Raw genomic sequence first — 20696 nt, 5'->3', positions numbered from 1 at the left:
CATGGCCCTGATCATCACTGATGAGTGCATCAACTGCGACGTCTGCGAGCCGGAATGTCCCAATGGGGCCATCTCGCCAGGGGAAGAGATCTACGTCATCGACCCGGACCTGTGCACCGAATGCGTCGGACACTTCGATGAGCCGCAATGTCAGCAGGTCTGCCCTGTCGACTGCATCCCGCTCGACCCGGCCAACAAGGAAAGCCAGGAAGAGCTGATGGACAAGTACCACATCATCACGGCCGCACTCGGCAACTGATTGCCGCCTGCTCCGGCAGCCGTCATGACGATGACATGGCCTGTACTGCGCCACATCCGTCGTGACGGCTGCTGCTTGCTTCTTGCCTGACACCTCCTGCCTTCTCCGCAAGCCCTCTCCATAAGCCCTTTCCTCAGGCTCGGCCCTGACAGGCGTTTCAGCGCCTGACTCGCCAACGCGGCGCCTCTTGCCGCGAGACACCAACGGGTAACGTAACCGACTGGCACTAACACCGACGGGCAACGACGCCGACTGGCAACACACTTCGTTCGCGATCAAGACCTCCCGCTCTACCCGCCAGTGCCTGCTCCCGCCGTCCACCCTGCTGGCCCCGCTGCTGGCCTCACGGCTGACATGGCCAGACAGCATCGTGGCTACCAGCCTGCTCTCGGCCCCTGCCTAAACGGCTACGCAATTAATACCAAACGCTACGTCAGGTTATTTTCTGTTAGGGCAATGTAAACAATCTATTCTATCCTGTAGTGATAAAGTCACTGTCGTACCCTTTCACGCGCACGGATTGCCCATGTCCTCTCGCTCTCTCTCTACCGTTCTCAAGCGCCCCTTCCTGGGGACACGCACACAGCTGCCCAATGCCGGTACGGCGATGCTGCTTGTCATGCTGGCGATCATGGTGGTCTTGATCGTGGTGCCGCGTCCGCAGCTGTTCAGCTCGGTCGGACAGTACCTCGTCCCGCATTCATTGCTGGAAATGGGCGCGATACTGGTCGCTCTGATGTCTGCCGTCTCCATCTTCCAGGGGCACCGTCGGACACTGCCGACCAGCTTTCTGGTCATGGGGTGCGCCTTCATGCTCTCCGCCTTCTTCGACATGGTGCATATCTTCAGCTATGACGGCATGCCCGACTTCGTCAGCGAAGCCTCCATCAGCAAGGCCATCCATTTCTGGCTGGCAGGGCGGACCGCCTTCATCATCGCGCTGCTGGCCCCCTGTCTGCTGACGGCCCGCCCCGTGCCGCGCCGCTATCTGCCCCTGGCCTTTGGCTTGACGCTCGCCATCGGGCTGGCGGTGAGCTGGATAGGCCTCTTTCATCTCGACTTCCTGCCAGAGACCTTCATCGTCGGCAGCGGCCTGACCGCCTGGAAGATCGGCTACGAGTGGGCCCTGGCGCTGAGCGCTGTGCTGGCCGCGGTACTTCTGCTCGGCGCGCGCCGACTGCCTGAAGGCACCAATGCCGGCTGGCTGGCGGTCGCGGCGCTGGCCACGGGGATTTCCGAGCTGTGCTTCACGCTCTATGCCACTGCCTTCGATGTCTTCAATCTGCTCGGCCATCTGTACAAGGTGGTGGCCTACGCGATGATCTATCACGCCATCTATTCATCGCGCATGGTCTACCCCTATCAGCAGCTGCAGAAGATGAGTGACGCCCTGGGCGAGGCCGAACAACGCTGGCAGTTCGCGCTGGAAGGCTCAGGCGCCGGCGTCTGGGACTGGAAGCAGGATACCGATCACGTCTTCTACTCTCCGCAGTGGAAGGCGACGCTCGGCTTCCAGGAACACGAGATCGGCAGCAGCTTCGATGAGTGGAAATCACGCATTCACCCGGATGACATGCCGCGCACCCTCGACGACCTGAAACAGCACTTTGAAGGCCACAGCGCAGAATATCGCAACGAGCACCGCATGCTGACGCGCAACGGTGAATGGAAGTGGATTCTCGATCAGGGACGCGTGGTGGAACGTGCCGAGGATGGCAGGCCCCTGCGCATGATCGGCACTCACAGCGATATCGACTGGATCAAGGAGCAGCAGCAACGCCTGATCAGCAGCCGTGCCCGTCTGCGCTCCATCTATCACTCCGCCCCGGTGGGCATCATCGTCGCCGACCGGGATGGCACCATCGCGGATGCCAACTCGGCCATGCATGCCCTGCTGGGCAAGAGTGATGCCGAGCTTTTCCAGCAATCGCTGTGGGGGCTGTTCTCACTGGATGAGATCAGTCGCATGAAACGTGCCTGGGGCCAGCTTCAGCGCGAAGGCGGCAGCTTCCAGGACGAATACCACATGCAGACCGACACGGGTCAGATGTTCTGGGCGGAAGTCACCCTCACGCCGCTCGAGGGCGAGGAGCGCACCCTGGTATTGATCAACAATATCGAGGACCGCCGTCGCGCCATCGAGTTGCTCGAGGAGAACGCGACCCTGTATCAGGAAGTCTTCAGCACCGGCAACGCCATCAAGCTGCTGATCGACCCGGAGCTTGCCGAGATCATCGATGCCAACCCGGTCGCCGCCGACTTCTATGGCTACAGCATCGGCGAGATGTGCGGCATGCCACTGGGCCGTATCAACGTGCTGGCCAGCCAGTCGCTCTCCAAGCGCATCCGTGCGGTCGTCAACCGTACCGACAACCACTTCGAGGCCAGCCATCAGCTTGCCAACGGTGAATTGCGTGATGTCGAGATCTTTACCGGCCCGGTGGACCTGAACGGCCGCACCCTGCTGTTCTCCATCGTTCACGACATCACCGATCGCAAGCGTGCCCAGCGCGACCTGCAGGCCGCCAACCTCAAGCTGTCGCGACTCTCCGAGAGCCGCAGCCAGATCCATCACCTCGCGGAATGCCTGCTGACCTGCTCTCAGCTCGATGAGATCATCACCCAGCTCAATGTTCGTCTGCCCAGCCTGTTCGCCGGCTGCGAAGGCAACGTGACCCTGCATGACCCAAATGACGTTCATCAAACAATGCATATCAACTGGGGATCACCACCTACAGACGCTCGTCATCTCAAACAGTCACTCACGGTCGGGGATGGCCAGGTGGGGGAATTCATGCTGCTGATCCCGCCGGAAGAGGACAGCCTCGAGCGCCTGCAACCCCTGGCGGAAGATGTCAGCCACCTGGTGATGCTGGCACTGGCAGACCTGCAGCTGAAGCGGGGTCTGGCACACGAGGCACGCAAGGACACGCTGACGCGCCTCTTCAATCGTCGCCACCTCGATGAGGTGCTGCCCCAGAAACTGGCCGAGGCCAGCATCGGCAATCCGCTGTCCCTGGTGGTGCTGGATCTCGACCACTTCAAGCAGGTCAACGATACCTACGGCCACGAGATGGGCGATCAGGTCCTCACGCGCCTGGCCAACCTGATACGTGAGTCGCTGCGCAGCTCCGATGAAGCCTGTCGCTACGGCGGCGAAGAGTTCGTGATCCTGATTCCCGGTGCCAGCGCAGCGGTGTCACGCGCACGCGTCGAGGCCATTCTCGAAGCCTTCCACGAAGAAGTCTTCGAGCATGAGACGCTGGGGCCGCTGACCGGCTTGAGCTTCTCCGCCGGGGTCGCCAACGCGCCGCATGACAGCCAGGCCACCGACGCGCTGTTCAACATGGCCGACAATGCGCTCTACCAGGCGAAACGCGCCGGACGCAAACGCGTGCTGTGCTTCAACTCACTGCCGCCCGCAGCCGATAGCCACGCCAGGCAACCCGCGCACTGACCGCCGCTCTCACCACCCTTCAGACACGACAACGCCGACCCTCGAGGTCGGCGTTGTCGTGTCCAGCCATGAGCGGCGCGTGCTCACCAGCCGCGATCAGGACATCCTCAATCCCAATCGACCCGCGTGGTCTTGCAACCCAGGCAGCGAGCGAAGGTCGCCTGCGCCGGGGTCGCGACCAGTACGCGCGCCGTCTCATCGATATTCTGCCCCATGGCCGCGAAGGGAGCCGACACGACAAAGATGGCAGCACCGACGACGGTCGTGGCCAGCAACAGTGGACGTCCGATAAGAGCATCGGCCACCATCATGCCTGCGCTGGGTGTGTCGTCACCCTGCTCGCTGGGCAGCTCGATGGCCTGCACCGGCGTCGCCAGCACCAGCGTCATGCCAGCTGCTGCAAGCCCAGTGCGCAATCGCGTGCTTCGCTGAAGAATCGTGCGTTTCATAGTCAGTTCCCTTGCGTCCGGACGCTCCATGCGTCCCTGTTATGGGTCTTCGCGCCAGTGGACCTCTCGGCTGGCGCATGGCAGGCCTTGCCATCAAGTCACCAGAACTAGATTAGCGCTCCAGCGCCATTACGCCCAGCCCTGCCAGGCCTTATCCTGATCAACGCGACCGCTCCCGGCTGACGTTACCTTCACCCCTCATTCGGACCCAACATGCCCGCCCCTTCCCTGAAAACCGCCACACTGCCTTCCGCCGATCGCCATATGTGGCGCCTGGCCTGGCCCATCATCCTTTCCAACATTTCCGTGCCGTTACTGGGGCTGGTGGATACCGCCGTGGTCGGGCATCTCGAGGATGCGGTGTATCTGGGCGCGGTCACGCTGGGCGCGGTCCTCTTCAGCTTTCTGTACTGGGGCTTCGGATTTCTGCGCATGGGCACGACCGGCATGACGGCACAGGCCCATGGCCGTGAAGACCACGATGGCCTGCGCACCTTGCTGGGCCAAGGCATCGGGCTGGCACTCGCCATCGGGCTGGTGTTGATCATCGCCGGCTCGCCGCTGATCACCCTGGGACTATCGCTGATGGAGGCCAGCGAGGCCACGCGTGCCCTGGCCCATGACTACGCCAGCATACGTCTGTGGTCGGCACCGGCCGTGCTGATCAACTACGTGATTCTGGGCTGGTTCCTGGGGCTGGGGAATTCGCGCGTCACGCTCGGCATCCTCGTGCTGACCAATGGCGTCAACATCCTGCTCGATCTGGCCTTCGTGCCCGGGCTGGGCATGACCAGCGATGGCGTGGCGCTGGCCAGCGTGATCGCCGACTACTGTGCGCTAGCCACGGGCCTGTGGCTGGTCGCCCGCCAGCTCAGACGCATGCCGGGGCGCAGTGACCGCGCAGCGCTGCTGTCTCTCCCCGCCTGGGGCGCGCTGATCCGCGTCAATCAGCATCTGTTCGTGCGCACCCTGTGCCTGCTGGGCGCGACGGCCTATTTCACCTCGCAGGGTGCCAGCTTCGGGGATGATGTTCTGGCGGCCAATGCGGTGTTGCTGCAGTTCGTGATGATGACGTCCTATGCACTGGATGGCTTCGCCCAGGCGGCGGAATCAGAGGTCGGGCGAGCCGTCGGCCAGAACGACTGGCAACGCTTCGCGCGCAGCGTGGGAGCGGCAACCCGCTTCTCCTTGATCACCGCGACAGCGGCCAGCGGCCTGCTCTGGCTCTGCGGGCCGGCGTTGATCCACCTGCTGACCGACATTCCCGAAGTCCGTGCCCTGGCCACCGTCTATCTGCCCTGGATGGTCGCCATGCCCCTGGTCGCGGTGTGGAGCTACCTGCTGGACGGCATCTTCATCGGTGCCACGGCGACGCGTGAAATGCGCAATACGCTGGTGGTATCCCTGCTGGCCTTCATCGGTCTGTGGCCGCTGCTCGAAGGCTTCGGCAATCATGGACTGTGGCTGGCCTTCCTGCTGTTCACCAGCGTGCGCTCTGCCGTGCTCGGCGGCTACTACCTGCATCATCGCCGTCACCATTGGCGCTGATGCCATGCCAGTTGAAGCCTCCAGCAGGTTGATGCAGCGCTGAAAGGCTTGCCGCTGGCATTGGCGTGCCACTCGACCATCGCGCGATATTCTCCTGATAGCGAATGGACTAATGTGAGCGTGCCAACCCGTTTCCCATACCGATAAAAAGCCAACAGGGACTCTCACATGCTGCAATCGCTATCACGGCCAGCCGTCAAGCTGGTTGAGCGCTATCTGCCTGACCCCTATATCTTCGTCTTGTTGCTGACCGTCGTTGCAGCGGCAGCCGCCATGCTCATCGAACAGCGCTCCCCCACCGAGGTGATGCGCTATTGGGGCGATGGCTTCTGGAATCTGCTGACCTTCTCGATGCAGATGCTGCTGGTGTTGATCTCGGGCTTCATGCTCGCCAACACCCCGCCGGTGAAGAAAGGCCTGGCCAGCATCGCCTCGCTGGCCAGAACGCCCGGCAGCGCCATCATGCTGGTCACCTTCGTGTCGCTGATCGCCAGCTGGATCAACTGGGGCTTCGGGCTGGTCATCGGGGCGCTGTTCGCCAAGCAGCTGGCCAGGATGATCAAGGTCGATTACCGCCTGCTGATCGCCAGTGCCTACTCCGGTTTCGTGATCTGGCATGCGGGCATCTCGGGCTCGATTCCGCTGACCATCGCCACCGCGGGCCACTTCACCGAGGACAGCATCGGCATCGTGCCCACCTCGGACACCATCTTCGCTTTCTTCAATATCGCCATCGTCGCGGCGCTCTTGATCATCATGCCGCTGGTCAATCGCGCCATGATGCCCTTCGAGAAGGAAAGCGTGTACGTGGACCCGGCCCTGCTCGAGGAGAAGCACACCGAGATCAGCGACCAGCCTCGTCCCGCCGAGCGTCTCGAGAACTCGCCGATTCTCGCCTGGGTCGTCGGGCTGTTCGGCCTCGCCTGGCTGGTGGATCACTTCGTGATTCGTGGCGGCGGACTGAACCTGAACGTGATCAACTTCAGCTTCCTGTTCCTGGCCATCGTGCTGCATGGCACGCCGCGCAAGCTGCTGGACAGCCTGAATGAAGCCATCAAGGGCGGCGCAGGCATCGTCATCCAGTTCCCCTTCTACGCCGGCATCATGGCGATCATGGTGCAGTCGGGACTGGCCGCCACGCTCTCCGAAGGTTTCGTGTCGATTGCCACCGCCGACAGCCTGCCGTTCTGGTCCTTCATCAGTGCCGGTATCGTCAATCTGTTCGTGCCCTCCGGTGGCGGCCAGTGGGCCGTGCAGGCACCGGTCATGATTCCCGCCGCCCAGGCATTGGGTGCCGACCTGTCACGCGTCGCCATGGCCGTCGCCTGGGGCGATGCCTGGACCAACATGCTGCAGCCCTTCTGGGCACTGCCGGTGCTCGCCATCGCCGGCCTCAAGGCCAAGGACATCATGGGCTTCTGCCTGGTGCAGCTGCTGGTGACTGGCATCATCATCTCGCTGGGTCTGACGCTGCTCTGATACCCGCCTGACGGCGGCGTCAGCTAGCCTTTTCAGCCAGCGATTCAGATAGCCTTACCGACAACCCCGCAAGCTCCTTGCCCCCACAGGCGACTGTGGGGGCAAGGTCGTTTATAGATAGCTGATATGCCGCTCACGGGGTGCCAAGACGTCACGAATCCCGCAGACTAGCCATTATCCCTCTCTGCGCGGCATGCCAGAGCCATTGCTTCACCTGAGAGCCCCTGACAGCTCCCACTCACCTGACAGGCCCGTGCCTGAAGGACGCCCCAATGAGCGAGAACCAGCCAGAACAGACCGCCCTCAACGAAGCTCTGCCCGGCCAGCATCAGTTGATCATGACCGAGCTGATGACCCCCGACATGGCCAACTTCAGTGGCAAGGTGCACGGTGGCGCCATCCTCAAGAAGCTGGATGAAGTCGCCTACGCCTGTGCCAGTCGCTACAGCGGCAGCTACGTCGTCACCCTCTCGGTCGACCAGGTGCGCTTCAAGCAGCCGATCCACGTCGGCGAGCTGGTGACCTTCCTGGCCTCGGTCAATCATGTCGGCCGCTCCTCGATGGAGATCGGCATCAAGGTGGTCGCCGAATCCATCCAGGGTCGCCTGATTCGCCATACCAACAGCTGCTATCTGACCATGGTCGCGGTCGATTCCAACGGCCAGCCGGTGCCGGTGCCGCCACTCAACCTGGAAACCCAGGAACAGAAGCTGCGCTTCCACAAGGCCGCCATCCGCAAGAAGCTGCGCAAGCAGGCCGAAGAAGAAGAGAAGCGCCAGGAATCCATCGAGTTCTGAGCGACTCCCGGCAAATGCTGCGAGCGCAATCCTAACAGTCAGCACAAGATACGGAGTGCACCGCCCCGAGCGGATGGCGATACTGATCGTGAACCTTGCACAGCGAGATGAACGATGACATCAGTGTCCGGCGAAAAGACAGCGGCAGGCATGACGGCACCACCTGCCGCTGGCGACGCTCAAGGGTGCAATGAGGCCATCTGGCAGCGTCTGCTGGCGCGCCAGCCGATCGCCGGGGAGACCCTGCGCTACGGCGTGATCACCACTGGCATCTTCTGTCGCATCGGCTGCCCATCCCCGGCGCCACGCCGGGACAACCTGCGCCTGTTTGCCGACGCCCACGCGGCACGCGCCGCGGGCATGCGCGCCTGTCGGCGCTGTCATCCTGAGCAGCCCGACAAGCCTGATCGCCCTCAGACCGACAAGCAGACTCGCCATCCCGTCAGGGCCACGTCTGGAGCACCGACGATGCCGGAATCGAACGCCTCACATTCATGCGCCTCCACTGCCGCCCGCTCGACACCTGCAGATGCTGCCTCAGCCACCGCCTCGCCCTGGCCGCTGGCGGTGTGTCGGCAGCTGGAGCAGGCCGTCGCCGCAGGCGAGCCCACCCCGACACTCGCAAGCCTGGCGGCGGAGCACGGGATAAGCGCCTCGCATCTTCAGCGCCGCTTCACGGCACTGCTGGGCCTGTCACCTTCCGAGTACTCGGCGGGTCTGCGTCAGATGCAGTTCCATGCGCTGCTGGAGGAAGGCCATGGCGTGACAGAGGCGATCATCGCCGCCGGCTATCGTTCCAGCAGTCGCGCCTATGCGCGCAGGGACGGCATCACGCCCAGCGCCCGCCGCTCCGGCGGCCAGGGAGAAGACCTGCTGGCATTGCATTGGCCGTGTCGCTTCGGGATACCGCAGCAGTCCTGCTGGCTGAGCGCAGGACTCAGCGCGCGTGGCGTGGTCGTCATTCAGCTCAGCGACAGTCGTGAGGCGGGCCAGCAGGCACTGGAAGCACGCCTGCCCAGGGCCAACTGGCAGCAGATGGAGACAGAGACAGATGGTCAGGACGGCAACGCTCACGCGGCCAGTCGCCTGCTGCATGCCTCACTGGGGGCACGGTTACTCGCCCTGTGCGAGCAACCGGAGACCAGTCATGCACTGCTGCTCGAACTGCCGCTGGATGTGCGTGGCACCGCCTTTCAATTGAGCGTCTGGCAGCAGCTCAACGCCACCGTGAGCGGTGATACCCTGACCTACCGCCAGCTGGCCGAGGCGCTCGAGCGACCGACCGCCAGCCGCGCCGTCGCCAATGCCTGTGGTGCCAACCCGCTGGCTCTGCTGACGCCTTGCCATCGTGTGGTACGCGGCGATGGCGGGCTCGGCGGCTATCGCTGGGGCGTGCCGCTCAAGCAGGCCCGATTGGCGCAGGAGTCCGGCACCCGTCGGGAGTGAGAGCGGCGATGTGCTAGAGCGTCATGGGGCGCAGCGCAGGCGGCGCCTGCAGCTGCTCGCGCACGATTTCCAGCGCGTGGGTCAGCGCCTCACGGCTCTCGGCAGCGCTCAGGCACAGCCGGATGGCCTGCGGTGGCGGCTCATTGCCGACACAGAAGGGCTCGGCGCTGGTGACGTGCACCCCCCGCTCGGCCAATGACGCGACCATCGCCTGACTGCGCTGCCCTTCGGGCAACTCGAGCCACAGATCGAACGAGGACGGCCGCGCCGCCGGCGACCACTCCGCCAGCAGCGTGCGGGCCAGTCGCTGGCGCGCGCGCATCTCCTCCATCTGCCACTCCACCAGCTGTATCGCGTTGCCGCTGGTCAGCCAGGCGCAGACCGTTTCCATCAACAGCGGCGCCACCATCCAGCTGTGGCTGCGCAGCACTGCGCCGATGCGGGTCAGCACCTCCACCGGCGCCCGCAATACGCCCAGGCGCAGGCCACCGGCCAGCAACTTGGAGGTACTGAAGACATACAGGGTGCGCTCCGGCGCCATCTGATAGAGACGGGTGCCGCACTCCTCGTCGGGCAGATATTGCACCCCATCTTCCAGAATCCAGAAGTCATGCTGGCGCGCGAGGGCGACCAGTGCCTCGCGCCGTGCATGAGACAACTGCGCCGCGCCCGGATTGTTCTGCTCGGCCATCACATAGACCATTCTGGGCGCCTGCTGACGACACAGCCGCGCCAGCGCCTCGACATCCATGCCGTCCTTGTCCAGCGGCACCCGCAACAGCTTGAGGCCACGTTCGGCGCTGGCGACGATCAAGCCGGGATAGGTCAGTGCGCCGGTGACCACGGCATCCCCGGGCGCCAGCAGCGCCGACAACGCCAGCGTGATGCCATTCTGGCCGCCCTGGGTCAGCATCAGCTCCTCGGGGGCAACCGGCATGCCAAGCTCGCCCATCCAGCTCGCCAGCAACTGCCGGTGGCTGCCGTCGCCGAATTCATTCTGATACTCGACACTGCGCAGCAAGGCCTCGGGTGACTGGCTGATCGCGGCCAGCGCCGCTGCCATTCCCTGCTGCCGCGCGGGGTGAGGCGGTGGCAGGCTCATGGTGAGATCGATCACGCCGGATGCCGGCAGCGCGCCCCCCTGTTCTGGCGCCAATCCATAGGCCTTGCTGGCACGCAGGGCATGCCCGAAGCTGCTGAAGGATCCATGCGCGCTCCGGGTGGCGCCGTTGATGTAGGTGCCGCTCCCGACACGCGCCGACACCAGGCCACTCCGCTCGGCCTCGGCGTAGCCTCGCGTCACCGTGCCGATGGTCACGCCCAGCGCATCCGCCAGCCGCCGTTGAGGCGGCAGTCGCTCGCCTTCCTTGAGTTGGCCCGCGGCGATATCGAGGCGGATTGCCTCCGCCAGCGCACGGTAACGCGGCATGGCGGGGTCCAGGGTCGGAATCCACATTGTCATGGTGACAAAAAACCTGTTGACGGTAATTGTCATCAGATTATGCTCAAAACATGCCGCCAACAAGCCACAAAACACGTGAATGTGCCGGCATCCGTAAATTGAACCCATACAATCAGACACACCACCTCGACAACGCCCACCACGCTGAAGGACACCCATGGAATCCCTCGCCTTTCTGGCCCCCGCCACGCTTTTCATGCTGTCGATGACCCTGACACCCGGCCCCAACAACGTGATGCTGACGGCCTCGGGGGCCAACTATGGTTACTGGCGCACCCTGCCGCATATCTTCGGCATCCTGATCGGCTGCCTGGTGCTGTTCATCGCCATCGCGCTGGGGCTGGGGCTGGTCTTCGAGCGTTATCCCATCGTGCAGACGCTACTGAAGGTGCTGGGCAGTGCCTACCTGCTCTACCTGGCCTGGAAGATCGCCACCGCCCCGCCCCCTGACTTCGCCAGCCAGCAGGATGCGCGCCCGATGACCTTCCTCGCGGCGTGCCTGTTCCAGTTCGCCAACCCCAAGGCCTGGGTGATGGGCATGGCGCTGATGGCAAGCTTTCTGCCCGAGGAAGGCCCGGCACTGCTCAACGCCGTATTGCTGGCAGGCTTCGCGGAACTGGTCGCGCTGCCGTGCATCTCGCTGTGGGCGGGCTTCGGGACCGCCATCGGGCGTCTGCTGAATACCGAGCGCGCCTGGAAGATCTTCAACCGCGTGATGGGCGTACTGACCGCTTCCTGCGTGGTGATGATCCTCGGCTGACCCTCAGCCTGAATCTGGAGTACGCGAATGACACCGGAGCGTCGAACACTGTTCGAATAATCACTGTTCATGCAGGCGAGGTTGGTTAGACTGTCGAGACGCCAATTCCACGCTCGCACAGGACGCTCCCTGCATGCTGACACTCTACGGTGATCGCCGCTCCGGCAACTGCTACAAGGTCGAGCTGCTGCTGCACCTGCTCGAACGCCATCATCACTACATCGAGGTCGACATTCTGGCCGGCGACACCCGCACGCCGGAATTCCTGACCCGCAACGTCAATGGCAAGATTCCGCTGCTGGAGCTGCATCGCGGCGAGACACTGTCGGAGTCGAACGCCATTCTGAATTACCTCGCCGATGGCAGTGACCATCTGCCGAGCGACCCCTTCCTGCGCGCCAAGGTGCTTCAGTGGCAGTTCTTCGAGCAGTACAGCCATGAGCCGTACATCGCCACCGCCCGCTTCATCAATCGCTACCTTGGCCTCCCCGACGAGCGCCGCGCCGAGTACGCCGCCAAGCAGGATGGCGGCAAGCGCGCCCTGCGCGTGATGGAGCACCATCTCGCCGAGCATGACTGGCTGGTCGGGGACCGATTCACGATTGCCGACATTTCCCTTTATGCTTATACGCATGTTGCCGATGAAGGCGGCTTCGCGCTGGATGACTATCCCGCCATTCAGGCGTGGCTGGCACGCGTCGCGGCGCAGCCGGGGCATTTCGATATCCCGCGGGACTGATAGGATATGGCATCCCCGACGACCGCCGTTTGCCAGGACACACGATGCCAACCTTGACCTATCGTCCGATGACACCGGAAGACCACCCTGCCTTCATCGCCATGATGGAGGCGACTCCCGGCGTGGTCATCCGCGATGCCGACCGCCATGCCCCTGTCGCCCGCTATCTGGCGCGCAACCCCGGCATGAGCCACCTGGCCTTTCTCGATGAGCGCCTGGTCGGCTGCGCCATGGCGGGCCATGACGGCAAGCGCGGCTATCTTCAGCATGTGATGACGGCGCCGGACATGCGTGGCCAGGGCATCGCCAGCACGCTGATCGACCGCTGTCTGGCAGCCTTGGCCAGCGAAGGCATCGACAAGGTGCATCTGGATACCCTGCACGACAACCATGACGCTCATCGCTTCTGGGAGCGTCTTGGCTGGTCCAACCGCAATGCCGAGATCGTGCGCTTCTCGCGCATTCTGGTGGACAACCCCAACGCCTGAGACAGCCGCCTTGTATCCCGACGACCGCTAAGCAAGCCCGACGACCGCTGAGCAAGCCCGACGACCACTGAACAAGCCCGACGACTACTGAGCAAGCCCGACGACCGCTGAGCAAGGAGCTCTACCGTGCAATTTCTCGAAAATGACGACCTCGGCAAGCTGATACTGCGCCTGATGCTGGGCCTGCTGTTGCTGTTTCATGGCCTCTCGAAATTGCTCGGCGATGGCGGCACGCTGAGCTGGATCGCCGGCGAGCTCGAGAATCTGGGCATCCCGGGCGTGGTGGCCTATGGCGTCTACATCGGCGAGATCATCGCGCCCATCATGCTGGTGCTCGGCGTGCACTCGCGCATCGCCGGACTGATCGTGGTCGCCAACATGCTGTTCGCCTTTGCCGTGGCACACATGGGCCAGCTGTTGAGCCTGTCGCCCTCCGGCGGCTGGGCGCTGGAGCTGCAAGGCTTCTTCCTCGCCAGCGCCCTGGCCATCGTCTTTCTCGGCAGCGGCCGCTTCGCGGTACAGGAGGACTGATGGCCGACGTCGTCACCGCCAGCACCTATTGCGAGAATGCTCCCCAGCACCCGATTCATGGCCCTTATCATGACCATGAATACGGCTTTCCGGTCAGCGATGACCGGGTGCTGTTCGAACGCTTCGTGCTTGAGATCAATCAGGCCGGCCTCTCCTGGCTGACGGTACTCAAGAAGCGCACGGCCTTCCGCGAGGCCTTCGAGGAATACGATATCGCGCGCATCGCCGCCTACGGGGACGAGGATCGCGCGCGCCTGCTCAACAATGCCGGCATCATTCGCAACCGGCTCAAGATCAATGCCGTGATCCACAACGCAGGCGTGGTGATGCAGCTCAAGGATTCCCACGGCAGCTTCAGTGCCTGGCTGGATGCCCATCATCCACAACCGCTGTCAGCCTGGGTCAAGCTGTTCAAGAAGACCTTCCGCTTTACCGGCCCCGAGATCGTCAACGAGCTGCTGATGAGCTGCGGCTATCTGCCCGGCTGTCATCGTGATGACTGTCCGGTGCAGGCACGCGTGCTGGATGCCGGCCCGCGCTGGGCCGAGCCGGGCGCCCTGGCGGCGATCCGTGCAGATGACTGACGCCTGCTCCCACGACTCCCGCTCTCTTCTTCCTCACAGGTAGCCCACGCATGGACTCCCTTACCCAGATCTGCCTCGGGGCCGTCGTTGGCGGCGCCGTCATGGCGCCGGCCATTCGCCGCCTGCCCAGCCCGAAACGCGGCGCGGCCATCCGCTATGCGCTGCTCGGCGGCGCGGCGCTCGGCACCCTGCCCGACCTCGACGTGATGATCGACTACGGCGACGCGGTCGCCAATTACACCCATCACCGCGGCTTCAGCCATTCCCTGCCGGTGCTGGCGCTTTTGGGCATCGTGCTCGGCTGGCTGCTGGCGCGCCTGCCACGTCTGGCGAGTCTCGGCCGTGGACGGCTGATCGCCTACTGCATGCTGTGCCTGGTCACCCACCCGCTGCTGGACAGTTTCACCACCTACGGCACCCAGCTGCTGTGGCCGTGGCCCAGCCGCCCCATCAGTCTGGCCAGCGTCTTCATCATCGACCCGCTCTACACCCTGCCGCTGCTGATCACTGGCCTGTGGGTGGCGATTCGTGGTCGCGCCGGGCATCTGTTGAGCGCGGGCCTCATGCTCTCGAGCCTCTATCTTGGCTGGGGGCTGGCCGCCAAGAGCTGGGTCGAACATCGCGTGGCGCCGCTGCTGGCCAGTCAGGGCTTCGCCGACGCTCCGCGCATGGTGCAGTCGACTCCCTTCAACAGCCTGCTGTGGCGTGTCAGCGCAACCACCCCGCAGGCGGATCACGAATGGATGGTCAGCGTGTTCGACTCCGACGCGCAGCTGGCGTCTCTCGCACGCCGTGATTTCCCGCGCCATCCGACGCTGGATGCCGAGGTCGCGAAGCTGGAGGACGGCCAGCGCCTGCGCTGGTTCGCGGCGCCCTATCTACGTGCGAGCCGCGAGCGGACACCAGAGGGTGAGACGCTGCTGGCAGTGACCGATACACGCCTGGGCTCACCCGGCTACCACCCCTTCCGCTTTGCCCTCGCACGCCAGAGCGCCGCGGGGGAATGGCAAGGGCTCGAGAACAGCCAGCGACTGCCCAGCCGGCCTGTCGATCGCGCCGCCCTGCTAAGCCTCTGGCAGGCCGTCCACGACCCGCAGACGCGCATGCAGCCGAATCAGCGCACCGTCTCTACCATGCCCTCCAACCCCTCGGCCGAGACAAGATAAAGCGCCGCTGATGAAGTCCCCGGATACGACAACGCCCGCCATGGCAGCCATGGCGGGCGTTGTCGTATCAGTGCTGTGGTGACGATCAGCCGAGGTACTTGATCATCACCCCCGCGGCAACCGCCGAGCCGATCACGCCGGCCACGTTCGGCCCCATGGCATGCATCAGCAGGAAGTTATGCGGGTTGTACTCGAGCCCGACCTTGTTGGAGACACGTGCCGCCATCGGCACCGCCGAGACACCGGCCGACCCGATCAGCGGATTGATCGGTGTCTTGGAGACCTTGTTCATCAGCTTGGCCATCAGTACCCCGCAGGCCGTGCCGATACCGAAGGCGACCACGCCGAGGGCCAGAATGCCCAGCGTCTCCACCGCCAGGAACTTGTCGGCCTGCAGTTTGGAGCCCACCGACAATCCCAGGAAGATGGTGGTGATGTTGATCAGCGCGTTCTGGGCGGTATCCGACAGACGCTCCACCACACCACACTCGCGCATCAGGTTACCGAAGCAGAACATGCCCAGCAGCGGTGCGGCGTCCGGCAGCAGCATCGCCACCATGATCAACAGCACCAGCGGGAACAGGATCTTCTCGGTCTTGGACACCGGCCGCAGCTGGGTCATGACTAGGCTGCGTTCCTTGGCGGTGGTCAGCGCGCGCATGATCGGCGGCTGGATCATCGGCACCAGTGCCATGTAGGAGTAGGACGCCACGGCGATCGCGCCCAGCAGCTCCGGCGCCAGCAGACTGGCGACATAGATGGAGGTCGGGCCGTCCGCACCACCGATGATGCCGATGGCCGCCGACTGCTGCAGGCTGAAGTCCATCAGGCCCATCGAGGTCATCGCCACCGCGCCCAGCAGGGTCGCGAAGATGCCGAACTGCGCCGCCGCACCGAGGAACAGGGTCTTGGGATTGGCCAGCAGCGGGCCGAAGTCCGTCATCGCGCCCACGCCCATGAAGATCACCAGCGGCGCGATGCCGGAGGCGATCGCCACGCTGTAGAAGCTGTAGAGCATGCCGTTGGAGAAGCCGTCATCCAGCGCCATGTTGCTGGCCTGCTGCTTGAGCGCGGCGGGAATCTCGCCATGCAGCGCCTGCTCCACCGCGTGGCGCGCCTCATCCAGCGGCAGGCTGGCGATGTTGACGTTGAGCAGATTGGCCATCGAAGCCAGCAGCTCCGGCTTGCCGAGATGGGCCGCCTGCTCGGCGGCAGACAGCGCCAGCCCGGCTTCCGGGATGTTGGCCAGAATGCCGCCGAAGCCGATCGGCACCAGCAGCAGGGGTTCGAAGTTCTTGCGGATCGCCAGATAAAGCAGGCCAAGGCCGATGACGATCATCGCCAGCTGGCCGAAGCTCATGTTGTAGAGCCCCGAGCCGTGCCAGAGGTTGAGTATCTTGTCCATGTCGTGTCGCCTTGCAGAGGAGCATCACCGACCGGCCCGCCGTGCATGACGACGGGCCGGACACACCGGCTCAGAGGGTGATCAGAACGTCGCCGACACTGACACTGTCGCCTTCCTTGACCTTCACCGCGGAGACGGTACCGGCCTGGTGGGCACGGATCTCGGTCTCCATCTTCATCGCCTCGAGGATGATGACCACATCCCCTTCGGCCACGCTGTCACCGACACTGACATTGACCTTGAAGATGTTGCCCGCCAGCGGCGCACTCACCGGCTCACCGGAGGCGGCCTGTGCGGCAGGTGCCGCCGCTGCGGCGGCCGGAGCAGGCGCCGCTGGCTCGCTGGCCTGCACCTGGGTGATGTCTCCGCCTTCGGCGACCTCGACCACATACTGCTTGCCGTTGACGTTCAGGGTGTAGGTCTGCGGACCGCTCGACGCGGTTTGAGCACTGACGGCCGGCGCTGCGGCGGACGGCGCACTTGCAGACTTGGACGCCTTGTCATCGACAGCCTGCGGCGCGGGCTCGAAGGCATCCGGGTTGCCACGGTTGCGCAGGAACTTGAGGCCGATCTGCGGGAACAGCGCGTAGGTCAGCACGTCATCGGTCTCGCGCTCGCCGCCTTCCAGGGTGATGCCCTCTTCACTGGCCTTGCCCTTGAGCTCCTCACGCAGACGCTCCATCTCCGGCGTCAGGTTGTCGGCCGGGCGGCAGGTGATCGGCTCGCCGCCTTCCAGCACGCGGGACTGAAGCTCACTGTCGAAGGGCGCCGGTGCCGCGCCATATTCGCCCTTGAGCAGCGCCTGCACTTCCTTGGAGATCGACTTGTAGCGCTCACCCATCATCACGTTCATCACCGACTGGGTGCCGACGATCTGTGAGGTCGGGGTCACCAGCGGGATATAGCCCAGGTCCTTGCGCACCCGCGGAATCTCGGCGAGCACGTCATCCAGCTTGTCACCGGCGCCCTGCTCCTTGAGCTGGCTTTCCATGTTGGTGAGCATGCCACCCGGCACCTGCGCGACCAGGATGCGCGAGTCGATACCGCGCAGGCTGCCTTCGAAGGCCGCGTACTTCTTGCGCACTTCGCGGAAATAGCCGGCGATATCCTCGAGCTTCTCGAGATCGAGCCCGGTATCGCGCTCGGTTCCCGCCAGCATCGCGACCACGGATTCCGTCGGGCTATGGCCGTAGGTCATCGACATGGAAGAGATGGAGGTGTCGACGTTGTCGATGCCCGCCTCGATGGCCTTGAGGGCCGTGGCGGTGGAAAGCCCGGTGGTGGCGTGGCACTGCATGTGGATCGGGATCGACAGGCTCGCCTTGAGGCGCGAGACCAGTTCAAAGGCGGTGTACGGCGTCAGCAGGCCTGCCATGTCCTTGATCGCCAGTGACTGGGCACCCATGGACTCGATCTTCTGCGCCAGCTCGACCCACATCTCCAGGGTGTGCACGGGGCTCACGGTGTAGGAGATGGTGCCCTGGGCATGCTTGCCCTGATCCAGCACCGCCTTGAGCGGACGCTCGAGGTTGCGCGGGTCATTCATGGCATCGAAGACACGGAAGACATCGACACCGCTGGTCGCGGCACGCTTGACGAAGGTATCCACCACATCATCGGCGTAATGACGATAGCCGAGCAGGTTCTGGGCGCGCAGCAGCATCTGCTGCTGGGTCTTGGGCATCGCTTCCTTCAGGGCACGAATGCGCGCCCAGGGGTCTTCGCCCAGATAGCGAATACAGGCGTCGAAGGTCGCGCCGCCCCAGCTCTCCAGCGACCAGAAGCCGATGTCGTCCAGCTTGGCGGCGATCGGCAGCATGTCATCGAGGCGCATGCGCGTGGCCAGCAATGACTGATGCGCGTCGCGCAGTACCACATCCGTGATGCCCAGCGGTTGCTTGTCCATGAGTGATCCCTTGTTCTTTATATTGTGGATATCGAGTTCTGCGCGCGCTGCAGGCAGCCTGTTGCGTCAGCCTGCAACACAGAATATTGCACTCGGGGGGAGGTCTACCCACCGTACTGCTCGTGATAGAATCGCCGCCTGCTACTCTCGGCAGTGGTCAGACGCTCGGCAGAGCCCAGACGCTATCGGCGAAGCCGCGCAAGCGTCAGTGCCGGTGCTGATCCTGCCGGAAGCGGTGAATCGCCGCGGCCATGACGGCCGTCAGTTCGCTGTCATCCTCTGCCGCAGGGGCCGGGGCAGCCGGCGCCCGCGCAGCACCTGGCGCAGCGGGCACTGGTGCAGGCGCGAAGCGATCCACCAGCCTGGCCATCGCCATCATGGCGACCACCAGCAGACTTAGAAACACGAACACGAACCCCATCCCGAACACCATCAGGTTCAAGCCTTCACCGAGCAGATCATTCTCTTGCATGCCAGTGTCCTCGAGTCTTTCTCGTTATCGAGCCGCACTACGGCGCAGCGCCTGCGCTGAACGCCAATGTCTTCGGTCACGCCGGACACGGCACGACGGATAGGCTCCGCCGCCGATAGCCTCTGTCGGTATGCCCATGCAGCTGCATTCAATGCTTGTTGGTCGCTCTAAAGTGCCTGATTCCACGGCAATTGCAATGACACCATCGTTGACCCCACAGGCCCTCGCGCGGGCCGGCCGCATCGGCATCGCGCCGATGGAAGGCGTGATAGATGACATCACGCGCGAATGTCTCACTGGCCTTGGCGGCTACGACTGGTGCGTGACGGAATTCGTGCGCGTGACCCACGTCAAGTTACCGCCGCGCGTCTTCAAGCGCATCTGTCCGGAGCTGCTCGACGCCTCCCCGACACAGACGGCACGAACACGACACGAGACCCCGGTCGCCCTGCAGCTGCTGGGGGCCGACCCCGAGGCACTGGGCATCAATGCCCGCGTCGCCGCGCGTCTGGGTGCCCCAAGCGTCGATATCAATTTCGGCTGCCCAGCCAAGACCGTCAACCGACATGATGGTGGCGCGGCACTGCTACGCTCGCCGGAACGCGTCTTCCGCGCGGTGGAAGGCGTGCGCAAGGCACTCGAGGGGACGGGCGTGCCGGTCACCGCCAAGATTCGTCTCGGCTTCAATGATCGGCGCCTGGCACTGGCCTGCGCTCAGGCGGCCGAGGCAGGCGGTGCGACTCAGCTGGTGGTGCATGGGCGCACCAAACAGGAAGGCTATCGCCCACCGGCGCATTGGGAATGGATCGGCAAGATCACCTCCGAGCTTTCCATTCCGGTGGTCGCCAATGGCGATATCTGGGATATGCACTGCTACTGGCGGGCGCGCTCCCTGTCCGGCTGTCGCGATGTCATGCTGGGGCGGGCCGCCCTGGCCGACCCCTTCCTGGCGGCGCGCATCAAGCATTGGCAAGCGACCGGCGAGCTGCTGCCCGAGACGGACTGGACACAGCGTGCGCAGGTGCTGCTCTCCCACGCCGAACGCTGCGCCCACCTCCCCGACAAGGTGATGGTGCCGCTACTCAAGCAGTGGATGAACATGATGCGCCAGAGCGGCAACGCGGAAGCCGAAAGCCGTTTCCAGGCCATCAAGCGCCACAAGGGGCGTGCCGAGTTCTTCACCGGCCTGGTGGCCGGCACTGCGCTGGAGCTGGCACCAAGCCTTCTCACCTCAGTGACTCGCATGCCGGAGCCGGCTCAGGCACCAGAATCGCCTCAGGCATCGGAAACGGAAGCCGCGACCACCCCGGCCTGAGCCTGAACTGGAACCTGAGCTGGAACCGAAACCTGAACATCAGCACCGGCCAACACCCGATTCGGCCGCTGCCCCGATCAGTGAACAAAAAAAGGGCGCCCCTCGCGAAAAGGGCGCCCTGGCGATCGTCCGCCCGAAGGCGTGACATCACAGTCAAGGAAAGCGGTAGAACACTCAGATCGTCAGCAATGCGGGGATCGGGGCCGTGCAGGCGGCGATCACTCGGCACTGACCTTGCCTCAGAGCCTTGTTTCAGAGCCTTGTTTAAGAGCCTTGCCTCAAAGCCTGGCTTCTTTCATTGCCTGACTTTTCTTCAGACGAAGAAAAACCCGCTTCACTGAAGCGGGTTTTTCGATTGGCGCGCCCTGGAGGATTCGAACCTCCGACCGCCTGATTCGTAGTCAGGTACTCTATCCAGCTGAGCTAAGGGCGC

Annotated in this window: 18 protein-coding genes and 1 tRNA gene; 13 read left to right on the top strand and 6 right to left on the bottom strand. The window is 64.0% G+C overall.

The features are described 5' to 3' along the window. Position 1 precedes the first annotated feature (1 nt). Together R2R70_RS17190 and R2R70_RS17185 are read left to right on the top strand one after the other, a co-directional pair. Positions 2-259 (top strand): YfhL family 4Fe-4S dicluster ferredoxin, encoded by a 258-nt coding sequence (locus R2R70_RS17190; protein WP_043334597.1) that lies wholly within the window; start codon positions 2-4, stop codon positions 257-259. 526 nt (positions 260-785) lie between these two features. Further along, positions 786-3716, top strand: coding sequence for an MASE3 domain-containing protein (locus tag R2R70_RS17185; RefSeq protein WP_410978589.1), 2931 nt, complete (start codon positions 786-788; stop codon positions 3714-3716). Between the two features lie 107 nt (positions 3717-3823). Here the strand turns inward: R2R70_RS17185 and R2R70_RS17180 are convergent, their stop codons facing one another. After that, a complete protein-coding gene (locus tag R2R70_RS17180; RefSeq protein ID WP_234368090.1) occupies positions 3824-4105 on the bottom strand; it encodes a hypothetical protein in 282 nt (93 codons plus the stop codon). 273 nt (positions 4106-4378) lie between these two features. On the opposite strand from R2R70_RS17180, the gene R2R70_RS17175 reads away from it, so the two are divergent. The 4 genes from R2R70_RS17175 to R2R70_RS17160 all read left to right on the top strand — a co-directional run bounded on the left by R2R70_RS17175 (position 4379) and on the right by R2R70_RS17160 (position 9435). Further along, positions 4379-5713 (top strand): MATE family efflux transporter, encoded by a 1335-nt coding sequence (locus R2R70_RS17175; protein WP_410978588.1) that lies wholly within the window; start codon positions 4379-4381, stop codon positions 5711-5713. A gap of 168 nt (positions 5714-5881) precedes the next feature. Continuing rightward, positions 5882-7192, top strand: a complete 1311-nt coding sequence (locus R2R70_RS17170; protein WP_054556491.1) for a short-chain fatty acid transporter — start codon at positions 5882-5884, stop codon at positions 7190-7192. Between the two features lie 272 nt (positions 7193-7464). Further along, positions 7465-7989 carry an acyl-CoA thioesterase gene (locus R2R70_RS17165; protein WP_043332919.1) on the top strand — a complete coding sequence of 175 codons (525 nt, stop codon included), beginning with the start codon at positions 7465-7467 and terminating at the stop codon, positions 7987-7989. Between the two features lie 114 nt (positions 7990-8103). After that, positions 8104-9435, top strand: coding sequence for a bifunctional transcriptional activator/DNA repair enzyme AdaA (locus R2R70_RS17160; protein WP_410978587.1), 1332 nt, complete (start codon positions 8104-8106; stop codon positions 9433-9435). A gap of 13 nt (positions 9436-9448) precedes the next feature. On the opposite strand, the gene R2R70_RS17155 is transcribed toward R2R70_RS17160, so the two are convergent. Next, complete coding sequence (locus R2R70_RS17155; RefSeq protein WP_303571071.1) at positions 9449-10897, bottom strand: PLP-dependent aminotransferase family protein; 1449 nt, start codon at positions 10895-10897, stop codon at positions 9449-9451. Positions 10898-11054: 157 nt separating this feature from the next. Here R2R70_RS17155 and R2R70_RS17150 point away from each other — a divergent pair, with 157 nt between their 5' ends. From R2R70_RS17150 to R2R70_RS17125, 6 genes are all read left to right on the top strand, one after another. Next, positions 11055-11657: a LysE family translocator gene (locus tag R2R70_RS17150; RefSeq protein WP_043332923.1), complete on the top strand. Its 603-nt coding sequence runs from the start codon at positions 11055-11057 to the stop codon at positions 11655-11657. 133 nt (positions 11658-11790) lie between these two features. Further along, positions 11791-12396, top strand: coding sequence for a glutathione S-transferase family protein (locus tag R2R70_RS17145; protein WP_410978586.1), 606 nt, complete (start codon positions 11791-11793; stop codon positions 12394-12396). Between the two features lie 44 nt (positions 12397-12440). Beyond that, positions 12441-12884, top strand: coding sequence for a GNAT family N-acetyltransferase (locus R2R70_RS17140; RefSeq protein WP_404325422.1), 444 nt, complete (start codon positions 12441-12443; stop codon positions 12882-12884). Positions 12885-13010: 126 nt separating this feature from the next. Next, positions 13011-13415 carry a DoxX family protein gene (locus R2R70_RS17135; RefSeq protein ID WP_043332928.1) on the top strand — a complete coding sequence of 135 codons (405 nt, stop codon included), beginning with the start codon at positions 13011-13013 and terminating at the stop codon, positions 13413-13415. Then, a complete protein-coding gene (locus tag R2R70_RS17130; RefSeq protein WP_410978585.1) occupies positions 13415-13999 on the top strand; it encodes a DNA-3-methyladenine glycosylase I in 585 nt (194 codons plus the stop codon). Before R2R70_RS17135 ends, R2R70_RS17130 begins: the two co-directional genes overlap by 1 nt. 50 nt (positions 14000-14049) lie before the next feature. Then, on the top strand, positions 14050-15165 hold the full coding sequence (locus tag R2R70_RS17125; RefSeq protein WP_410978584.1) for a metal-dependent hydrolase: 1116 nt from the start codon (positions 14050-14052) through the stop codon (positions 15163-15165). 85 nt (positions 15166-15250) lie between these two features. Here R2R70_RS17125 and R2R70_RS17120 read toward each other — a convergent pair whose 3' ends face one another. The 3 genes from R2R70_RS17120 to R2R70_RS17110 all read right to left on the bottom strand — a co-directional run bounded on the left by R2R70_RS17120 (position 15251) and on the right by R2R70_RS17110 (position 18948). Then, on the bottom strand, positions 15251-16570 hold the full coding sequence (locus R2R70_RS17120; RefSeq protein ID WP_410978583.1) for a sodium ion-translocating decarboxylase subunit beta: 1320 nt from the start codon (positions 16568-16570) through the stop codon (positions 15251-15253). A 70-nt stretch (positions 16571-16640) separates the two neighbouring features. Then, positions 16641-18476, bottom strand: coding sequence for a sodium-extruding oxaloacetate decarboxylase subunit alpha (gene oadA, locus R2R70_RS17115; protein WP_410978582.1), 1836 nt, complete (start codon positions 18474-18476; stop codon positions 16641-16643). Between the two features lie 205 nt (positions 18477-18681). Next, positions 18682-18948: an OadG family protein gene (locus R2R70_RS17110; RefSeq protein ID WP_153636585.1), complete on the bottom strand. Its 267-nt coding sequence runs from the start codon at positions 18946-18948 to the stop codon at positions 18682-18684. A gap of 256 nt (positions 18949-19204) precedes the next feature. On the opposite strand from R2R70_RS17110, the gene R2R70_RS17105 reads away from it, so the two are divergent. Further along, positions 19205-20263: a tRNA dihydrouridine synthase gene (locus R2R70_RS17105; RefSeq protein WP_131433209.1), complete on the top strand. Its 1059-nt coding sequence runs from the start codon at positions 19205-19207 to the stop codon at positions 20261-20263. A 356-nt stretch (positions 20264-20619) separates the two neighbouring features. Here R2R70_RS17105 and R2R70_RS17100 read toward each other — a convergent pair. Next, positions 20620-20696: transfer RNA gene (locus R2R70_RS17100), tRNA-Arg, on the bottom strand.

Origin of the sequence: Cobetia sp. SIMBA_158 (assembly GCF_046566945.1) — a bacterium.
In the GTDB taxonomy this organism is placed as follows: Bacteria; Pseudomonadota; Gammaproteobacteria; order Pseudomonadales; family Halomonadaceae; genus Cobetia; species Cobetia amphilecti.
The sequence above is the reverse complement of the archived record's forward strand: the minus strand, read 5'-3'. Positions and strand labels throughout refer to the sequence as shown.